We start from the raw sequence: 16,736 nt of genomic DNA on the forward strand, positions 1-16,736 counted from the left end.
TTTCAATCTCCTTATGAATAATGTTGAATTGCCGCATTTGATGATTCTCCTGTCTTTTTGCGATAAAGCTACTGTGTAGCAACGTTGAGTGGTTGTACCATATATGATGTGAGTCCGTTTTGTCAAGCTTTGTTATGCGCAGATAATATACGTGAATATGCAAAAAGCAACCGGCAAAATAATGTCTATAGACATCGTTTCGCTGGTTGCTTTATCTGGCGGATTTGTAGATGCGTTACTGTTGTTTGAGATCGATATCTTTGCGGGTGATGGTTACATAGGCGACGAGGGCGATGATCAGGATTGTCAGTACCAGACTGACCGTTCCTGTGCCGAAGCCGATGCCACCAGCGTCGCGGGGCTTGCCCATCCAGTCGGCGAAGGAGGCGCCCAGCGGCCGCGTTACGATGTAGGCGAACCAGAAGGCCAGGATCTCGTTTAAGCCCAGCAGCCAGCAGGCGAGGCCTGGAAGGGCGAACAGCACAGCAAAGAGGATACCGGAGTCCAGGTAGCCCAGGTGCAGGGTGGTGGCGGTCATATCGCCCAGGGCGGTGCCGAGCGCGAACGTGGTGACGATCGTGGCCCAGTAAAAAAGCTCACGGCGCAGCGTGTAGATGCTATGGATCGACAGCGTCTTTTCGGTCGCGTACCAGACGCCAAAGATAATGGCCAGCGCGATCGCGAAGAAGATGGTCGAGGCGAGATATGGGATGCCCAGTCCGATGTGGAGCACATCGGCGGCCATCGTGCCGAAGATAGCAACCATCACCACGGCGAACCAGTAGACCGCCGGTATATAGCGGCGCACCACGAGCTGTAAAGCGAGCGCGACGCATAAACCGAGGGCTCCGATAGCGACCGCGATCACCGGATCGATATGGTTGACCATGTAATCGGAGGTCGTTTCTCCCATCGCGGTCGTCAACAATTTAATGATCCAGAAGAAGATGGTAATTTCAGGAACCTTTTTAAGAAGATGCGCAGCCTTGTGCGCAGGTTGCGCCGCCGCACCGTCGCGCTCGAAGATGGAATTGGCGGCATCAAACTGCGCGTCAGACTGGCGCTGTGAGATAGGATTGCTCATTTACGATTTTTCCCCGATACTGATACAATGTTTCTGTCAGTGCTTTTCATATATACTTGCGGAACAAAAGAAATTTATCCTTCATATTGATCGTATCATATCGAAGAATGCCCATCATACGTTCTGGTACTCTTGCCTCAGGACCATAGGAGACTGGCTGAAGCATGGTCAGGCCGCTTAACCGTAGCCTGACTTAGCCTGAACCAGGGCCTACGTAGGAGGGCCGCGACGAATATGCTCGCAATATGCCTTGAATGCTTGTTCCGTCACCTGATCGGTTGGTTCCAGTTCGATCCACCACGTCGCCCCCGCTTCGCTATACTGCCGCACCAGTTCGGCGTTCTGGTGCGTATTCTCGGATGGCTTCACGTTCAGGGCCACGTTAAATGGCCCTCTGGCTGTGCGATTGGCGTTGATATAGGTGATGACTTCACGTACCTCGGCGGGCGTCAGCATCTGGCCCGTATCCTGGTTGGTGGTCATAAGATAGATGCCATCCCATCTCGCTGCTCTGCGCAGTGGCTTGCGGCGCGGCCAACCGCCCGCGAGCCAGATAGGGATGCGCGGAGATTGCAGTGGCCTGGGCTGCAGGCTCACATCGTGAATCTGATAGTGTTTGCCATCGAAGCTAAAGGTTTCGCCACTCCAGAAGCCATCAAGGATAGCCAATCCCTCATCCAACTTCTCAGCGCGAATTTTGGGATCGAAGGTCTCGCCGAAAGGGATAAAGTCGAGATCGTGATAGCCCAATGCGGCCCCGAAGATCAGGCGTCCGTTAGATAGGTGATCGAGACCCACGCTCGCGCGCGCCACCTGCCAGGGGCGGCGGCGCGGCAGCGGTGTGAGGAAAGCCCCAATCTTGATGCGTTGGGTACGCATAGCGATCCCCGCCAGGGCGATCCAGGGATCTACCACCGGAATCTCGGGATGTCCCGGCATAAAAATCGTATCCCACAGAAAGAAACCATCCCAGCCTGCCTCTTCTGCCTCAACCGCCAGATCGGCCAATGTGCGCGGATCGGCGAACGCACCCGCCGTTGGAATATCCAGACCATACTGCATCGCGATAAACTCTCCCTTGATTGATTGTTGAATGCATTTCAAGGGAGAGTTTATCTTATCTTGTTGACATCTCCTGTCATATTTTTATGTCATCGCATATAACCTGCTGCACATGACGGCAGATTATAGTGGCTGCTCGGCGGCGGCGGTGGTTTCGCGCCGCACTATGGGGGCGACTTTGGTACCGAACAACTCGATGGCATGCATGACTTTGTTGTGGGGCATTGCTCCGACGCTGGTCTGCATCAGGAAGCGCTGATGACCAAAGATTTTGTGCTGGAAGAGGATCTTTTCGGTAACCTCCTCGGGACTTCCCACCAGCAGCGCGCCGCGCAGTGAACTGCCGGCGTCGTATTGGCTCCGGGTCATCTTGCCCCAGCCGCGCTCACGTCCCAGCATATTCATCATCTCCATGTAGTATGGTGCATGCTCCTCTCGGGCCGTCTGTGAGGTGTCGGCGATATAGCCGTGCGAGTTGATGCTGATTGGTAGGGTAGAAGGATCATGCCCAGCGTGCTGCGCCGCCTGGCGATAGAGCCTGGCTAATGGCGCGAAGCGCGCGGGTTCTCCACCAATAATGGCGATCGCTAGCGGCAGCCCCAGGATGCCCGCGCGCTGCACCGAAGCGGGCGTACCACCAACGGCGATCCAGATCGGCAGCGGATTCTGAATGGGGCGAGGATAGACACCCAGGTTATCGAGGGCGGGACGATGCTGTCCCGACCAGGTGACGCGTTCCGACTCGCGGATGCGCAGCAGCAGATCCAGCTTTTCGGTGAACAATTCATCATAGTCGTCGAGGTCATAGCCGAACAGTGGAAAGGACTCGATGAATGAGCCGCGCCCGGCCATGATCTCCGCGCGCCCGCCTGAGAGCAGATCGAGCGTCGCGAAATCCTGGAATACGCGCACCGGATCGTCTGAGCTTAAGACGGTCACCGTGCTCGTCAGACGAATCTTCTTCGTGCGCTCAGCGGCGGCGGCCAGCACCACCGCGGGCGTCGAGACCGCGTATCCAGGGCGATGGTGCTCACCTACTCCAAACACATCCAGGCCAACCTGGTCGGCCAGTTCAATCTCTTCTATAAGGTCGCGCAGCCGCTGTGCGGGACTGATCGTCTCTCCAGTCAATGGAGAAGGCATCACATCTGCGAACGTATAAAATCCCAGTTCCATCAAGAACTCCTTGCAGGGCGTGTATGGCGGAAGTGCGCGCGGCCCCAGTCTGGATATGGGCAGCAATGCCTGCTACCCACCATCTCTAACTAAATGTATGTAACTTACAATAATATTGTACGCGTGAATACCCTTAACCGTCAAGTTGGTGGAGGTGTCAGACACGCTTTTTCTGCGCGCGTCCGTTGCGCGGTCGCGCGGTTTTTTTGTGTGGATGTTTGTGCCATGGGTTGTGCCTCCGCGCAACCCATGGCACAAACATCCACACAAGGCTGACTCGTGAACACTAGTTCTGGAGTTGCAATAACGCAGTTACATGCAAATGTATATATTTGTAGGATTTGGATCAACTTTGGATCAACTTTACTCTTCTATGTCGTGGCTGCTTTTCTTATACTTGGAAGTAGAAAGCAGGGTGAACCTTTGATGGCAGGCTGCATTCACAGAAAGAGATTGTTGATATGTCTATTGCTTTAGCTCAGTGTTGGATTAGCGATCTGGAGGGTGTTTCATGGTTTGTGCGGCCCGCGACATGTGCTGAAGAGGATCAACAATTTCTGACGTTGATGTGTTATCTCTCTGCTTTTCCGATGCGCCATTGCCGTATGTCTGGTTGTGATGCAGAGCTGGTCGCGCGTTTGCCTCAGATCGCGCCGTGGAGAAGTGGCTGGGGGCGTCCGGGTGATATCGCGCTGCTAGCTGTAGATACCATGACCCGGCGACGGCTCGGCGCCATATGGTGCCGTCTTTTCTCCTCTCCCGATGATTTTGTGCCGGGCTTCTATGCCAGCGATATTCCCATCATTGCGCTTGCCGTAGAGGTACATGCCCGTCGGCGTGGGATCGGCCAATCATTGCTGTCTACGCTCAAACAGATCGCCTCTCAGCGGGGCTATAGCGCCCTGAGCCTGTCTGTCAGCACGAATAGTCCAGCCAGACGGCTCTATGAGCGCAACAGCTTTATTGCTCAGGATATACAGAGCCACCCGGACCCCACCTCCATGTCCGTTACTTTATAACGGTTCCTTCAGCTATTATCCTCCCCTCTGACTACCCCGTCCATCCGTGCGTAGAAACGAATTTAAGTTTAGGCAAGATACTGCATGCCTGGTGATCCATTGTACAAGGCTTATACAAAATACAAAGCTTATGCATTGCGTGTTACCAAAACACCTATAAAGTACTTCTCCTCCAAAAGAATTAAATCTACATGTTATAATCGACGTATTATACGAGCCAAAGGACAATAGCAGACATACTGTTACCACGTTATCAAAGAATATTATGATACCTCCAATACAAAAAGATGATGCATACGCGCCGGCGAGCCTGAAGCTTTTTTCGTGATCTCGTAACGGCGGCGCGCCGCAGGGCGGGTCGTCTGCAAAAGGAACTGGCTGATGCCCTTAGCCTTGACGCGCAGGTACTGAGCCGTAAGCTGCATGGGGCGCGGCGATCTTTCCCGACCCATACTGAGGTGAAACAGATCGTCAAGACCCTGGCTGATTGGGACGCGATTACCACACGCGCCGAAGCCGGTCAGCTGCTCTCTATCATGGGCTTAAAGGTGGAAGCTTTCTCCGAGCCGGAGTGGGGGAGCGCGCCACTGGACAAACTTGAGGCTGAGCAGCCCCAACCAGAGTCGGGCCCGAGTGCCGCCACAACAACTGTGGCTACATCAACAACGTCCCCTGTGCATTCCGATTACGTACTGCCGGGTCCCACTACCGCGCTGATCGGGCGCGAATATCAGGTAGAGTTGTTGCTCGATCGATTGCTACAGCCAGCGGTACGGCTGGTAACGCTATTTGGGATGGGGGGCGTTGGCAAGACACGATTGGCGCTGGAGGTAGCGCATGTGCTCAAGCGCGATTTCGCCGATGGCGTCTTTTTTATCTCCCTGACCTCAATACGCGAGGTGGCCTTTGTTCCCGCCACGATCGTACAGGCGTTGCGGCTCATGACAGCAACCGGAGAAGGGAATCCAGACCAGCCGGGTGCTCTGGGGCCGGAAGATATATTGAAACAATTCCTGCAGAACAAAAAGCTCCTGCTGATACTCGATAACGTAGAGCAGATCCCCGATATCGCGCCATTCGTCAGCGATCTGCTGCAGAGTGCTCAAACCATTAAGATCATGGTGACGAGCCGCGTCCTGCTGCACCTGTATGGTGAATATGAGTTCGATGTTCCGCCGCTTACCATCTGCCCCTCACCTGATCTCGTTAATATAGAGACCCTGGAACAGTTTTCCGCCATTCGCCTGTTTGTTGAACGGGCTCAGTCAGTTGATCCGACCTTTCGCATAACGCCGCGCAACGCTCGGACCATCTCCCAGATCTGCACCCGCCTGGATGGGCTGCCGCTGGCGATCGAACTGGCGGCGGCCCGCGTCAAGGTGCTGCCATTAGCTGACATTTTACAGTGGTTAATGACCGGGAGGGGTGGATCCATTCTGCGTACCAGTGCCTATAATATGTTGCAGCGCCACCAGACCCTGCAGGCTATGTTGGATTGGAGCTATGAGCTACAGCCACCCCTATATCAAACGCTCTTCCGCCGCTATGGTGTATTTGTCGACGGCTGGACCCTGGAGGCGGCCCGCGCTGTTGTGCTATTTGACAACCCAGAGGCCACCATCCCCGACGTCCTGGAGCAGATGGAATTTCTTATAGATCAGAGCCTGCTGAAACGCATGCGCCCGGAGGAGGGATTTGCCATTGGGGAGACGCAGGAGCCGCGCTTTTACCTTCTGGAGACGATCCGTGAATATGCCCTGGGACAGTTGAATGCGGCCGATGAGCTGGCGCAGGTTCAGCAATGGCATGCCTGCTACTACCTGGTATTGGCCGAAAAGGGAGCGTCCAGCCTGGCTGGCGACGGACAGTTGGCGGCGATGGCGCTGTTCATGCGCGAGCAGGGGAACCTGCGGGCTGCCCTGGCCTGGGCGACGGAAAACGGCGAAAGCAAGATGGCGCTACGCATCAGTAGCGCCCTGGGACACTTCTGGGAGGCGCGTATGCAATTCCACTCTGCCCTGCGCTGGGTGGATGCCCTCTTCGCGATGCGGTCCGATACGCCATCATCTATGCATGCGAAGCTTCTGATGGGAACCGCCCGTCTCGTCCTCTGGGAGGTCGGTTGCGAGCGTTCGCGTGAGCTGGCTCAGCAGGCCCTGCGATTATATGAGGCTGATGGCAACCGGGTTGGGCGCGCATGGGCGCTATTCCATATCGGCGATACCTGGCATATACAGGGGGATTATGTACGGGCCATCCCCTACCTGGAAGAATCGTCACAACTGCTCTATGAGCAGGAGGACTGGCGTAACTATGCCTTCGCCTTGAGCAGGCTGGGGGCTCTGGCAACGTTGCAAGGCAACATCCAGCAGGCACGTACCTGGCTGGGTGAAGCCATGCGGCTCTTGCGCGAATATGACGAATCAGGCGTCCTGACGATTACACTGGTCTATCTGGGAATACTAGCTTTTCTCCAGGGGGATCTGCCGCTGAGCAGCGATTACCTGCGCGAGGGGATGTGGCTGGCCAGGAAGACCGGCAATAACTACATGCTGGCCGCTGACCTGCTCACCCTGGGCTGCGTGCTGGGCAGGCTGCGAGGACCTTTCTTCACCGCCCACATCTGTGCCGCCGCCGAAGCGCTCTACGAAAGCCTCAATTCCACGGTCCCGGTCGCATACCGTCCACTCTACTTTGCCAATCGCGACCGCATGCAGGCGCAGGTCAACGTCGAAACGTGGGAACGCTGGTGGATCGAGGGACGCAATCTCTCCATGGAAGAGATCTGCGCGCTGGCGGAAAAGACCAGCGCGCAGAACTAGCATCGGCCTGGTTCGGGGAGCTTAACGTTTTTTATAGTAAGAGACTGCCAGAGGATTGCGCTCGGCGAACGGGCGCTGGTGCCAGTATGGATAGATGGTTGGTATCTCGCTGGCCTGATCAAGTTTCGCCACCTGTTCGGGGGTGAGATTCCAGTCGACTGCGCCAAGATTGTGCTTAAGCTGATCCTCATTGCGCGCGCCAACGATAACGCTGGCGACCGTGGGGCGCTGCAGCAGCCAGTTCAACGCGATCTGGGCCACCGACTTGCCCGTCTCCTCGGCGATAGCTTCGAGTGCATCTACGATCTCATAGAGCTTCTCGTCAGAGATACGTGAACCCTCCGAACCGATCTGTTGCACGCGACTGCCCTGCGGTGCAGGCTGGTTGCGGCGTATTTTACCCGAGAGTACCCCAGATGCCAGGGGACTCCAGACGATCGTCCCCACCTTCTGATCGAGGGCCAGTGGCATCAGTTCCCACTCGTACTCGCGCCCGGCCAGCGAGTAGAAAGCCTGGTGGGCCGCGTAGCGCGTCCAGCCATAGTTCTGCGCCACGGCCAGCGACTTCATCAGGTGCCAGCCCGAGAAATTGGAGCAGGCGATATAGCGCACCTTGCCGCTCTGCACCAGGGTATCAAGGGTGCGAAGCGTCTCCTCAACCGGGGTAAGCGCATCGAAGCCATGCATCGTATAGATGTCGATATGATCCGTATTCAAGCGGCGCAGGCTGTCCTCGCAGGAGCGGATGATATGGTAGCGTGAGGAGCCCAGATCGTTGGGACCCTCGCCGGTGCGAAATGTTGCCTTGGTCGAAATAAGCAACTGATCGCGCCGTCCCTCGATAGCCTTGCCCAGAATCTCCTCGGCCCGGCCATTGGAGTAAGAGTCCGCGGTATCGAAGAGATTGACGCCTGCTTCCAGGCAGACATCGACCAGTCGACGCGCCTCATCCACATCGGTTTTGCCCCAGGCGCTAAAGAACTCGTTGCCCCCGCCGAAGGTCGCTGTTCCGAAGCTAAGTGCGGAAACTTTCAGGCCAGAGCCTCCAAGTTGCCTATATTCCATCGTATAATTCGCGTGATGCGGGTCCCCCTCGGTTGACCCATGGGGAGGAGCATCACGCACTCCTTTCGTCGTGATACGCATAGCCGTCTACCCGATGCAGACGGCGCATATATTTCGGATGAATATCGATCTTGCCCAGGCGGAATGACGGACGATAGCGAATCGCGATGCGCCCCTGAAACGTTCCGTTCGGCGTGACCGCCTTGACCATATCACCGGTCCGGTACCCGAGATAGGTCCCTTTCCGGCCTTTGTGCTGCTTGGGAAACCCGTATTTATCGGTGACGCACATCTGTCGTCGCCCATGTCCCGTTGCCCGAATGCGCAATGGATGGATCTGGTCGACCTTCAACACCTGCGGGGTACTCCTGCCGACACAAGCCGCGTCACCCCAATGGGTCTTGGCCATCTTGCGCTGGAATCGATTGAACTTGGTCAGCCCACCCGAACCGGTTTCCACAGGCAACCCCGTTGCTTTGAGTCGATCGAGGAGTGCGCTGCCTAAGCGAAGAGGTCGCCCTCTCCGCTCGGCTTCAAAACCGTGCGTGAGACTTGTCACCTCACACGGCTCCTCAATACTGCGGTCAGTTGTCATTGATACACTCCGCATCGTGCTTCGCATGTCGTTGGTCATGACAATGACGGTGCAGAGCACATTTGTTGCTGAGCTCTTCACCTCCACCTTCACTTTTCGGGGTGATATGGTCAATCTCAATAAGATCCTCTTCCCGAAAGTAAAGTTCACACCATCGACATTTCCCTTGCTGTTTCTGTAGCAGCCTTCCTAGTGTCGTCCTTGTTAATGGATGATTTTTTAAGCGCTTTGTCCAGTAAAGGAGATTTCCGTCAAACGGGCTTGCTCTGCCCTTTACCTTCACATGCCGCTGAATGGGGGTGTTTGCGTGCCATCGTAGGGTTCTTTGCTTGTCCCCTGCTGTGGTTGCAAATGTCCAATTGTTCCCTTCTACTGTCCGCCAGTACTTTCTTTTTACCCATCCCGCGTTTTTCTTCGGGTGTTTTCGGGTCATCCTCTGCCAGAGCATACTTATCAGGTGGTGATCGCATGCCTCGAGTTGTCTCTTGGAAACGACCGTTCGATAATACAGTGCCCATCCATGAATGACTGGGTTTAATTGGTCAATGAGTTCCTCTTGGGGAAGTGATTGACTTTTCTGTAAGATTTTTCTGAGTTCTTGCAGATGGCGTTGGACTCCTTCTTTACTTGGCTTGATGATCGTTTTGAAACCGGACGTTTTCCCCTTTCCCGTATGGGTCTTTCCTACCGGAAATTGTCGAATGGTAAACCCTAAAAAGTTAAACCCTACATTTTCCTGGTATTCCTTCAGAGTATGGGAGAGTCGCGTTTTGCTCGGTTTCAGTTCCAATCCGATGCCCTTTAACCACATCTCAATAATCTGTTGTGCTTTGATGATCTCTGTTTCCTGAGCATGCAGCACTACAAAATCGTCTGCGTATCGAATGAGTTGTGGTGCTCCTCGTAAAGCGGATGGCGCCTTCTTCTCACCGACGTAGGCTTTCTGCAGTGCTTCTTCCATTCCATAGAGGGCAATATTCGCAAGCAATGGCGACACTACTCCACCTTGCGGGGTCCCTGCCTTCGTTGGGGAGAGTTCCAATGCTTCCATCACTCCTGCTTTGAGCCAGCCTTTTACGAGTCGTCTCATTGCCGGATAGGTGGACAGTTTTGCTAAGAGCGCTTGATGGTTGATGTTGTCGAAACAGCCTTTAATATCCGCATCAAGAACATATTTGCTCTTGAGTCGAATATTGCTAAAGATTGCTCCTATCGCATCATGGGCACCGCGTCCCGGTCGGAAACCATAGCTATTGACCTCAAACAAGGCTTCCCATTGCGGTTCAAGGGCGGCTTTGGCTAATGCCTGACATGCCCTGTCGAACATCACTGGTATTCCTAACGGTCTTTGCTCAGTTTTTCCTGGTTTGGGTATCCAGACGCGTCTGAGCGGTTGTGGCTTCCTCTTGTTCATATGCCTTGGGTGAATTGCCTCAACCATTGCTAATCTTCCTGTTGGTTGGACGGATTTTACACCGTCTATCCCAGCGGTTTTCTTGCCCTGATTGTCCTGGGTCACTCGTCGCACTGCCAAGAGTCGGGCAGACCGAGACTTCATTAACAATTTCTGTAGTTTGTGAACTGCTTTTAGATCTCCACGTTCGGAGGCTTTGAAGATGCGCTTTTGCAGGCGGTACTGGTGTTGCTCTAGCTTGCGCCAGGGTAATCCGGCCCATTCCTCACTCGGACTTGCGTCCGGTGCCTTGGTTTGTTCCATGCGACTTGCGCTCCTTCATTCCACAGTATCGGGTCTGCGTCAGCCTATCCTGAACATTACTTCAGGCGTTTGCTTTTCAGACCATCCCACCTCACAGATGCTTACGGTTGGTACCTACTCATGTTTTCGACCTCACATGAGAGCTATCTGTCGGTTACTTCGTTCCGATAGTTCGTTTTGCGTTGCCGTAGGACTCCTGCTGTCCGCCGGGTTTCGTGGGGGTGAATACCGATCAGCGGTGGATCTGTCGGCCCCTATCCTTGTCCGTTTTGGACCAAGCCCCGCATTGGCTCCCTGATACTTGCGTTAACTCGCTTTGGCTTGTTCGCCATAACGACGGTTAATGTGCAGGTTCGCTTGCGCTAGCCATAGCAACTTGCTAGGGGTGTCCGTCACACCGAGTTTGCAACGTCGCCCCATTTCCTCCCGCTTCTCGGATTGATGACCAGTCGCTACCGAGGGGAGAATGCTGTTCCTCTCTTCACCTAAAGGGATGGGAATTGCGCCCATCATCAAACTATCAGTTGTCAACGAGACACCTGTCCCGTTGCTGTTCCGCCCCCGCTTAAGCGGTTTTGGAGCAAACGAATCGCAGCCACCGCGTGGCGTTGACGGCGGCAGCATCCTTGAGCGGCTGGCGTGCCTGCGCCAGAATCGTCTCCAGGACGAAGGGTTTCTTCTTGAGGAAGATCCGAATATCCTGGGTCCCCTTGGCCCTGTTGCACCGATCACAGGCCAGAGTCAAGTTGCTGATTCGATCGGTGCCCCCGGTGGCACGGGGGTGAATATGCTCAACCTGCAAAGGACAATCAGTCGCTCCACAGTACGCGCATTTTCTTCCCCATTTTTCGAGCAAGTATTCTCTCACTTCGAACCCCATGAGGGTCCCTTGTTGATATGCAACGCCGCCTATCTCCGGGTTCTCCAGCAATTGCGTGTCGAAGCGAACCAGTTCCATGCTGATCGTGGTGATGGCACAGAGTCGTGAGAGACGCGTAACCCAGGTGAGCACATTGGCAATACGGCTGAGCAAGGATGGTGGGAGCCACCCTTTGGGGACGCGACGATTGTGCCGTTGGGTAGGCCGCTGGCGAGGTACATTGTATGCCCTTTTCCTTCGGCCTCCCACCAAACTGTACGAGCACCTTTCAGTGCATACAGCTTTCCGTTCGTTCATTCCGATACCCTTTCGTTCTCGGACGATTGCTAAGACAGTTTTGGCGTCCCTCATCACGAGTACCTCTCTGAGCTTACAATCTGAACTCCCTGCCGCCCTTCGCCATGTGATCGGTGTTATCGTCTCGGACTACTATGGCGGCTCCGTTGCCTTGGACGCGCTTGCGTCTGTAGGCAATCCCACGTTCCGTCGGTCATGTACGTTCTAGCATCGCTTAGGCTCCCTACTCATCCCTTTGCTTACCCCCGTTGGGTACTCTTTCATGATATGAAGGTTGTCTCAGTTCGCGCTGGTAACTAAGGCATATCATGACATCGGTGTCAGGCGTTTTTCCGATGGGCGGCAAAGTTTCACCAAGTCAGGATTAGGGTTCAAGCAGTCTAGCTTTAGCCATACGACGCGGGTCTTGCAGGTACGATTCATCCGCAACGTCTCTGGATGTTCCCCACGTTCCCATCATGCTACGGTCCCCTTCGCTTTTCAGGTCCAGGTAAGATGGGTGACCCAAGAACTTCCCTTCAAGTTCTTTCCCCTTTCAGGGGAGATACATGGCCGCGTGACGCGGCGCACATCTCGCTTTGCGATAGCGGGTCTTGCGCTGCCGTCGTGAGCGTCGGACACCTCTGCGATCGTCAAGGCTGGTTTTGATGGCCTGTCCCCGATGCGAGAGTTCTGCGGCAAAGACGACCTGGCCTGAAACGTCGTTGACAAGCGCGATCCCCGTCGTCCGGGAGCCTGGGTCGAGCTTGAGACGCAGAGGTCGTACGGCTGGTTCAACAACTTCGGTTTTCAGGATGATCGTGAAGGGGAAGCGCCTCCACACCGCGGCCTTCCCCTGTGACAACAAGCGTCGTGCCTCTCCCGGATGAACCGGGTTGAGCGGTTTCTTCGTGGTATCAAGCAGGAATACAGAGGACATCGTTGATTGCTCCTTTCAGAGCCTCCCGTTGCCGGGGTAATGTGTGCCTCGTCAATGTTCGAGAGGGTTTGGCGTCAATCGCACTTCCTTAACCCTGTAGGGATGTTTAACGACTGACCGTAGAGGGCAGGGCTGGCATGCACCCTGCCGTACCTATTTCCTCCCGAACGGAGCCTGTGTTTCAAGGCTGAGACTGGTCAGGTATGGACTTGCTTTCACAAGCCCCCGCCAGAAGGCGTGGGGTTCCTGACCGAGTTGTTCCTCTCTTCTATTGACTACAACAAAAGGTTTGAGAGAGTGTTTCCCCCTTGTTTTAGAGGGGTACGTGAGCGCCCCCGCCCTGGTTGGGTTGGTGTTACAGAAGTGCATTCGCGCTCCTGTAACACCAACCCATAAAAATTTCTGAGCACCGCAGGTGCGAAAGCCAGGGGCAGATAGATATTTTCCTGAAGTTCTATAGTACAACAAAAGAGGGGTTTTCCCCAAAAACGTCGCCCTCCCGTAGGTGCCGGGCTTGACCCGGCTTACCGCGAAGCGGTCCCGTTCCCGAGCATCCACGCTCTTTGTGGGTAATTATGTATTGATGCCGCAGGGGCACATTTGCACCCCTGCGGCATCAATACAAAGAGAGGATGAAGACGCCTGCGTTCCCGTAGGTGCCCGGCTTGTCCGGGCTTGCCGCGAAGCGGCCCCAGGCGTCGGGGATGGAAGGGGGATCAGGCCACGCCGATCTCCCCATTTTCCATCTGTATCGCGATGAGTTTCGCATAGAAGCCACGGCGCTGTAGAAGTTGTTGGTGCGTCCCTTGTTCCACTATACGCCCCTCATCCAGTACCAGAATAACGTCCGCGTTGCGGATGGTGCTGAGCCGGTGGGCGATAACGATCTGGGTGCAGGAGAGGCGATTAAGGCTCTGCTCCACGGCCCGCTCGGTCGTCACATCCAGGGCGCTGGTCGCCTCGTCGAGCAGGATCAGGGCGGGATGGTTCGCCAGGGCGCGGGCCAGGGCCAGACGCTGACGCTGTCCTCCAGAAAAGACGCTGCCCCCTTCCGATAGCAATGTCTCGTACCCCATCGGCATCTTTTCGATATCCTCATGGATGGCCGCCGCTTTGGCGGCCCGCATAACCTGTTTTATATTCAGGTCCGGATTATTGAACGAGATATTTTCACGCACCGAACCACTGAAGATAAAGGATTCCTGCAGCACCACCCCGAACTGGCGCCGCACCTCCTGATAGTTGAGCTGCTGCAGAGAAAGGCCATCATAAACCACCTCGCCTTTGGTAGGGGTGATCAGGCCAATCAGGAGCTTGCCCAGCGTACTCTTGCCCGAGCCGGTCTTGCCGACCAGGGCCACTTTCTGTCCCGGCTGAATGCGCAGCGTAATGTCCTTTAAAATCGCGGGGGTGTTGGGATCGTACTGGAAGCTCACGTTCCTGAGCTCAAGGTTGCCCTTCAGCTTTGGTGGTAGCTGAACCTGGTGCAGGTCCTGCTCCGACTCGCTTCCAAGCACATCCGCCAGGCGATCGAAGTGCGCATTGGCGATCTGCAGCTTTTGCCCGCTGGCGGCCAGAGAACTGAGCGGCACCAGGAACGAGACCGCCAGCGTGCTGAGCGCCAGCATAGAGCCGACCGACATCGCGCCATTGATAACCTGTGTCGCACCGACCCAGAGCAGTAACAGCGGCGACAGGATCTGCAGAATCTCAAAGGCGATGCCGACGATGGCCTGCAGATAGTTGCGCTGGTTCGAGATATTCATCTCATCGAAAAAGAGATTTGTCCAGCGTGCCAGGGCGCGCTGCTCCGCCCCGGCCGCCTTTACCGTCGCGATACCGGATAGTACCTCGTTCAGATAACCCTGTGTTTTGCCCTGTGCGATCAGGTCGCGCATAGTCAGGCGGCGAATCGCAGACGCTGTCGTAAGCAGCAGCGCCACCTGAAGCACGCCAATTGCTATCGTCACGCCCGCGAAAAGCTTTGACTCTATGATCAGGACGATCAGGTAGATGATGACCGAGGAGCCATCAAGCAGGGTAGAGATAAGTTGACTCGTCAGCAGGTCACGGATGGCCGCGTTGCTCTCGGTACGTGCCAGCAGATCACCATTCAAACGCATCTGGAAGAAGCGGTAGGATAAGCTGAGGAGGTGCTCAAGGAAATTGAGCATCATCTTCGCGTCGACCCGCGTCTGCAGAAAGATCAGCAGGGAGACGCGCATCAGCTTCAACACCCCTTGCATCATAATCAGAAACAGCATGCTGATGCCCAGCATGACCAGGAGATTCACCGACCGGTTAGGAATGATATGGTCGATGACCATCTGGGTGAGCAGGGGCGTACCCAATCCGAAAATCTGGAGCAGGATTGAGATGCCAATAATCTGGGTAATGATCCCATGCATGTTGGGCAGCGAGCGTAGATAGGTCCAGAGTGACAGGGTGCGTGTCGAATGCTGACGTTCAAAGTTCGCCCCCGGCTCAAGCATCATCAAGATGCCGGTAAAGCTTTCCTCAAATTCGGCCATCGAGAGCCTTCTGCGTCCCGCAGCTGGATCGACGATATCGACATATTTTTTCGAGCAGCGCTCAACGACCACGAAGTGATTAAACTCCCAGTGGGCGATGGCGGGCAACGTAATGAAGCGAAAATCGTTTGTTTTCAGCGAAACGGTGCGCACCCGCAGTCCATACTGGCGGGCCGCCTGAACGATCGTCAGGGCCGAGAGGCCATCACGACCCACGCCGCAACGCTCCTGCACATCGGATACACTGACCGAACTGCCGTGGTAATTCAAGATCATGGCCAGGCAGCAGGCACCACACTCCACGGCGCTCATCTGCCTTAACTCATGAACGCGGCGCCAGCGCTTCTGGCGGCGGCGTGGGGCGGCGGCTTTAGGTGGTTCTTTCCTGGCCTGAGAGCTGGACGCGGCACCCTCCCGTGGCTCCTGTCTGACCTGTGCACCACTAGTCACGGCCTCAGGCGTCTGATGTTCGATCTGGGGAGCGGGAGCGACCGCCGGCGCCTGGTGCTCGATCTGGGGAGCGGGAGCGACCGCCGGCGCCTGGTGCTCGATCTGGGGAGCTTGAGCGACCACCGGCGCCTGGTGCTCGATCTGGGGAGCTTGAGCGACCACCGGAGGAGATGGTTTAGCTTTGATTGCGGGTACCGGGTGGCTGGGCAATGAAAGCAACTGGGGTCCATGCGAGGGCGGGATATAGGCCGCTTGATCTGACGCAGGTGTTGCGGCAGGGTTGGGATTGGATGCCGGAGCGGGCTCGTTTTCTTGCGCAAAACTGGGTAGCAACAGGCGAGGAGGCACCTGGAGAGCCTGTCTCTTCTGGCTGTGTTCTTGCCCTTTCTGCGAAAAATGCGGCTGCTGTTGCTGTTCCTTCATACATCTATCCCTTTAATTTTTCGAGTAGCTGATTGGCGCCCGGGATCAAGGAGAACACGCTCTGTGATCCTACCTGGATCTGCGCGCTACACAGGCTTCCTGCATATAGTCTTGCTGAGCTTGAGGACCCTATAAAGATCGTGACGGTGGTAGATGGTCCCATGATAACCTGCGCTAGTCCCCCCTGTAGCTTATAGCGGCTACGAGCCTCTTCTGGACTGATGAGCTTTGTATCGATATGATCGACGGTGCCGGCGACATTAATTGGAGGCGAGCCAATACCGACAACCACGGGCTGTCCTGGATGCAGATGTGTTCGCTGGTCTGGTGCAATAAAGAGTTTGGCGACCGTTGTTGTCTCGCTTTGTTCGCTTGTTTTCTGCTCTATAACTACTCCCTGACCCTGGATGACGACCGGCACCTGTATCGAGAGGGCAAAGCCAGCGGCACCAATGAGTGCCAGCATGAAGATCCAGAAAAAGATCAAGGCGGGCGGATACGTTACACGCAGCAATACCCCCTGCTCGTATCTTTGCTGATAGCGCTCGACAGCTTCCTTTCGAAATATAGGTCGTTCTGACATCGATATAACATTTCCTCATAAACAGGCGAGGCAAAGTCTAACACAACCGCTGCTTTGTGTTATACCTTTGCCTCGTCCACATTGGTATTCCTGAGCCTAGAACAGGAAGGGTG

Annotated in this window: 10 protein-coding genes and 3 pseudogenes; 2 read left to right on the forward strand and 11 right to left on the reverse strand. The window is 55.4% G+C overall.

The window, feature by feature from the left end; translation table 11 throughout:
- Positions 1-235: 235 nt before the first annotated feature.
- The 3 genes from AABA21_RS29895 to AABA21_RS29905 form a co-directional block, all read right to left on the reverse strand.
- Positions 236-1,084 carry a COG4705 family protein gene (locus AABA21_RS29895; RefSeq protein ID WP_338255883.1) on the reverse strand — a complete coding sequence of 283 codons (849 nt, stop codon included), beginning with the start codon at positions 1,082-1,084 and terminating at the stop codon, positions 236-238.
- A gap of 210 nt (positions 1,085-1,294) precedes the next feature.
- The gene (locus AABA21_RS29900; RefSeq protein WP_338255885.1) at positions 1,295-2,146 is read right to left on the reverse strand and encodes an LLM class flavin-dependent oxidoreductase; all 852 of its coding nucleotides are present in this window, start codon (positions 2,144-2,146) and stop codon (positions 1,295-1,297) included.
- Positions 2,147-2,269: 123 nt separating this feature from the next.
- On the reverse strand, positions 2,270-3,322 hold the full coding sequence (locus tag AABA21_RS29905; protein ID WP_338255886.1) for an LLM class flavin-dependent oxidoreductase: 1,053 nt from the start codon (positions 3,320-3,322) through the stop codon (positions 2,270-2,272).
- A gap of 461 nt (positions 3,323-3,783) precedes the next feature.
- Here AABA21_RS29905 and AABA21_RS29910 point away from each other — a divergent pair, with 461 nt between their 5' ends.
- Complete coding sequence (locus AABA21_RS29910) at positions 3,784-4,341, forward strand: GNAT family N-acetyltransferase (RefSeq protein ID WP_338255887.1); 558 nt, start codon at positions 3,784-3,786, stop codon at positions 4,339-4,341.
- Positions 4,342-4,604: 263 nt separating this feature from the next.
- Here AABA21_RS29910 and AABA21_RS29915 read toward each other — a convergent pair whose 3' ends face one another.
- Entirely contained in the window at positions 4,605-4,766 is a 162-nt protein-coding gene (locus tag AABA21_RS29915; protein WP_338255888.1) for a hypothetical protein, read from the reverse strand.
- A gap of 33 nt (positions 4,767-4,799) precedes the next feature.
- On the opposite strand from AABA21_RS29915, the gene AABA21_RS29920 reads away from it, so the two are divergent.
- Entirely contained in the window at positions 4,800-7,163 is a 2,364-nt protein-coding gene (locus AABA21_RS29920; RefSeq protein WP_338255889.1) for an ATP-binding protein, read from the forward strand.
- Between the two features lie 21 nt (positions 7,164-7,184).
- Here the strand turns inward: AABA21_RS29920 and AABA21_RS29925 are convergent, their stop codons facing one another.
- From AABA21_RS29925 to AABA21_RS29955, 7 genes and pseudogenes are all read right to left on the reverse strand, one after another.
- Positions 7,185-8,228, reverse strand: a complete 1,044-nt coding sequence (locus tag AABA21_RS29925) for an aldo/keto reductase (protein ID WP_338258491.1) — start codon at positions 8,226-8,228, stop codon at positions 7,185-7,187.
- Between the two features lie 36 nt (positions 8,229-8,264).
- Positions 8,265-8,724, reverse strand: a pseudogene (locus AABA21_RS29930) (RNA-guided endonuclease IscB); the annotation flags it as partial.
- An 88-nt stretch (positions 8,725-8,812) separates the two neighbouring features.
- Positions 8,813-10,540, reverse strand: coding sequence for a group II intron reverse transcriptase/maturase (ltrA, locus tag AABA21_RS29935; protein ID WP_338255892.1), 1,728 nt, complete (start codon positions 10,538-10,540; stop codon positions 8,813-8,815).
- A gap of 595 nt (positions 10,541-11,135) precedes the next feature.
- Positions 11,136-11,663, reverse strand: a pseudogene (gene iscB / locus AABA21_RS29940) (RNA-guided endonuclease IscB); the annotation flags it as partial.
- 625 nt (positions 11,664-12,288) lie between these two features.
- Positions 12,289-12,636: pseudogene (locus AABA21_RS29945) on the reverse strand (RRXRR domain-containing protein); the annotation flags it as partial.
- 716 nt (positions 12,637-13,352) lie between these two features.
- Complete coding sequence (locus AABA21_RS29950) at positions 13,353-16,040, reverse strand: cysteine peptidase family C39 domain-containing protein (RefSeq protein WP_338255894.1); 2,688 nt, start codon at positions 16,038-16,040, stop codon at positions 13,353-13,355.
- Between the two features lie 4 nt (positions 16,041-16,044).
- On the reverse strand, positions 16,045-16,623 hold the full coding sequence (locus AABA21_RS29955; protein WP_338255895.1) for a hypothetical protein: 579 nt from the start codon (positions 16,621-16,623) through the stop codon (positions 16,045-16,047).
- Positions 16,624-16,736: the final 113 nt, after the last annotated feature.

The sequence above is a fragment of the Dictyobacter halimunensis genome (genome assembly GCF_036245075.1).

Bases quoted from the DNA above. Each gene is read 5' to 3' on its own strand.
- ltrA (WP_338255892.1), bottom strand. From the start codon at position 10,540: ATGGAACAAACCAAGGCACCGGACGCAAGTCCGAGTGAGGAATGGGCC.
- AABA21_RS29950 (WP_338255894.1), bottom strand. From the start codon at position 16,040: ATGAAGGAACAGCAACAGCAGCCGCATTTTTCGCAGAAAGGGCAAGAA.
- AABA21_RS29955 (WP_338255895.1), bottom strand. From the start codon at position 16,623: ATGTCAGAACGACCTATATTTCGAAAGGAAGCTGTCGAGCGCTATCAG.
- AABA21_RS29915 (WP_338255888.1), bottom strand. From the start codon at position 4,766: ATGCAGCTTACGGCTCAGTACCTGCGCGTCAAGGCTAAGGGCATCAGC.
- AABA21_RS29900 (WP_338255885.1), bottom strand. From the start codon at position 2,146: ATGCAGTATGGTCTGGATATTCCAACGGCGGGTGCGTTCGCCGATCCG.
- AABA21_RS29905 (WP_338255886.1), bottom strand. From the start codon at position 3,322: ATGGAACTGGGATTTTATACGTTCGCAGATGTGATGCCTTCTCCATTG.
- AABA21_RS29910 (WP_338255887.1), top strand. From the start codon at position 3,784: ATGTCTATTGCTTTAGCTCAGTGTTGGATTAGCGATCTGGAGGGTGTT.
- AABA21_RS29895 (WP_338255883.1), bottom strand. From the start codon at position 1,084: ATGAGCAATCCTATCTCACAGCGCCAGTCTGACGCGCAGTTTGATGCC.
- AABA21_RS29925 (WP_338258491.1), bottom strand. From the start codon at position 8,228: ATGGAATATAGGCAACTTGGAGGCTCTGGCCTGAAAGTTTCCGCACTT.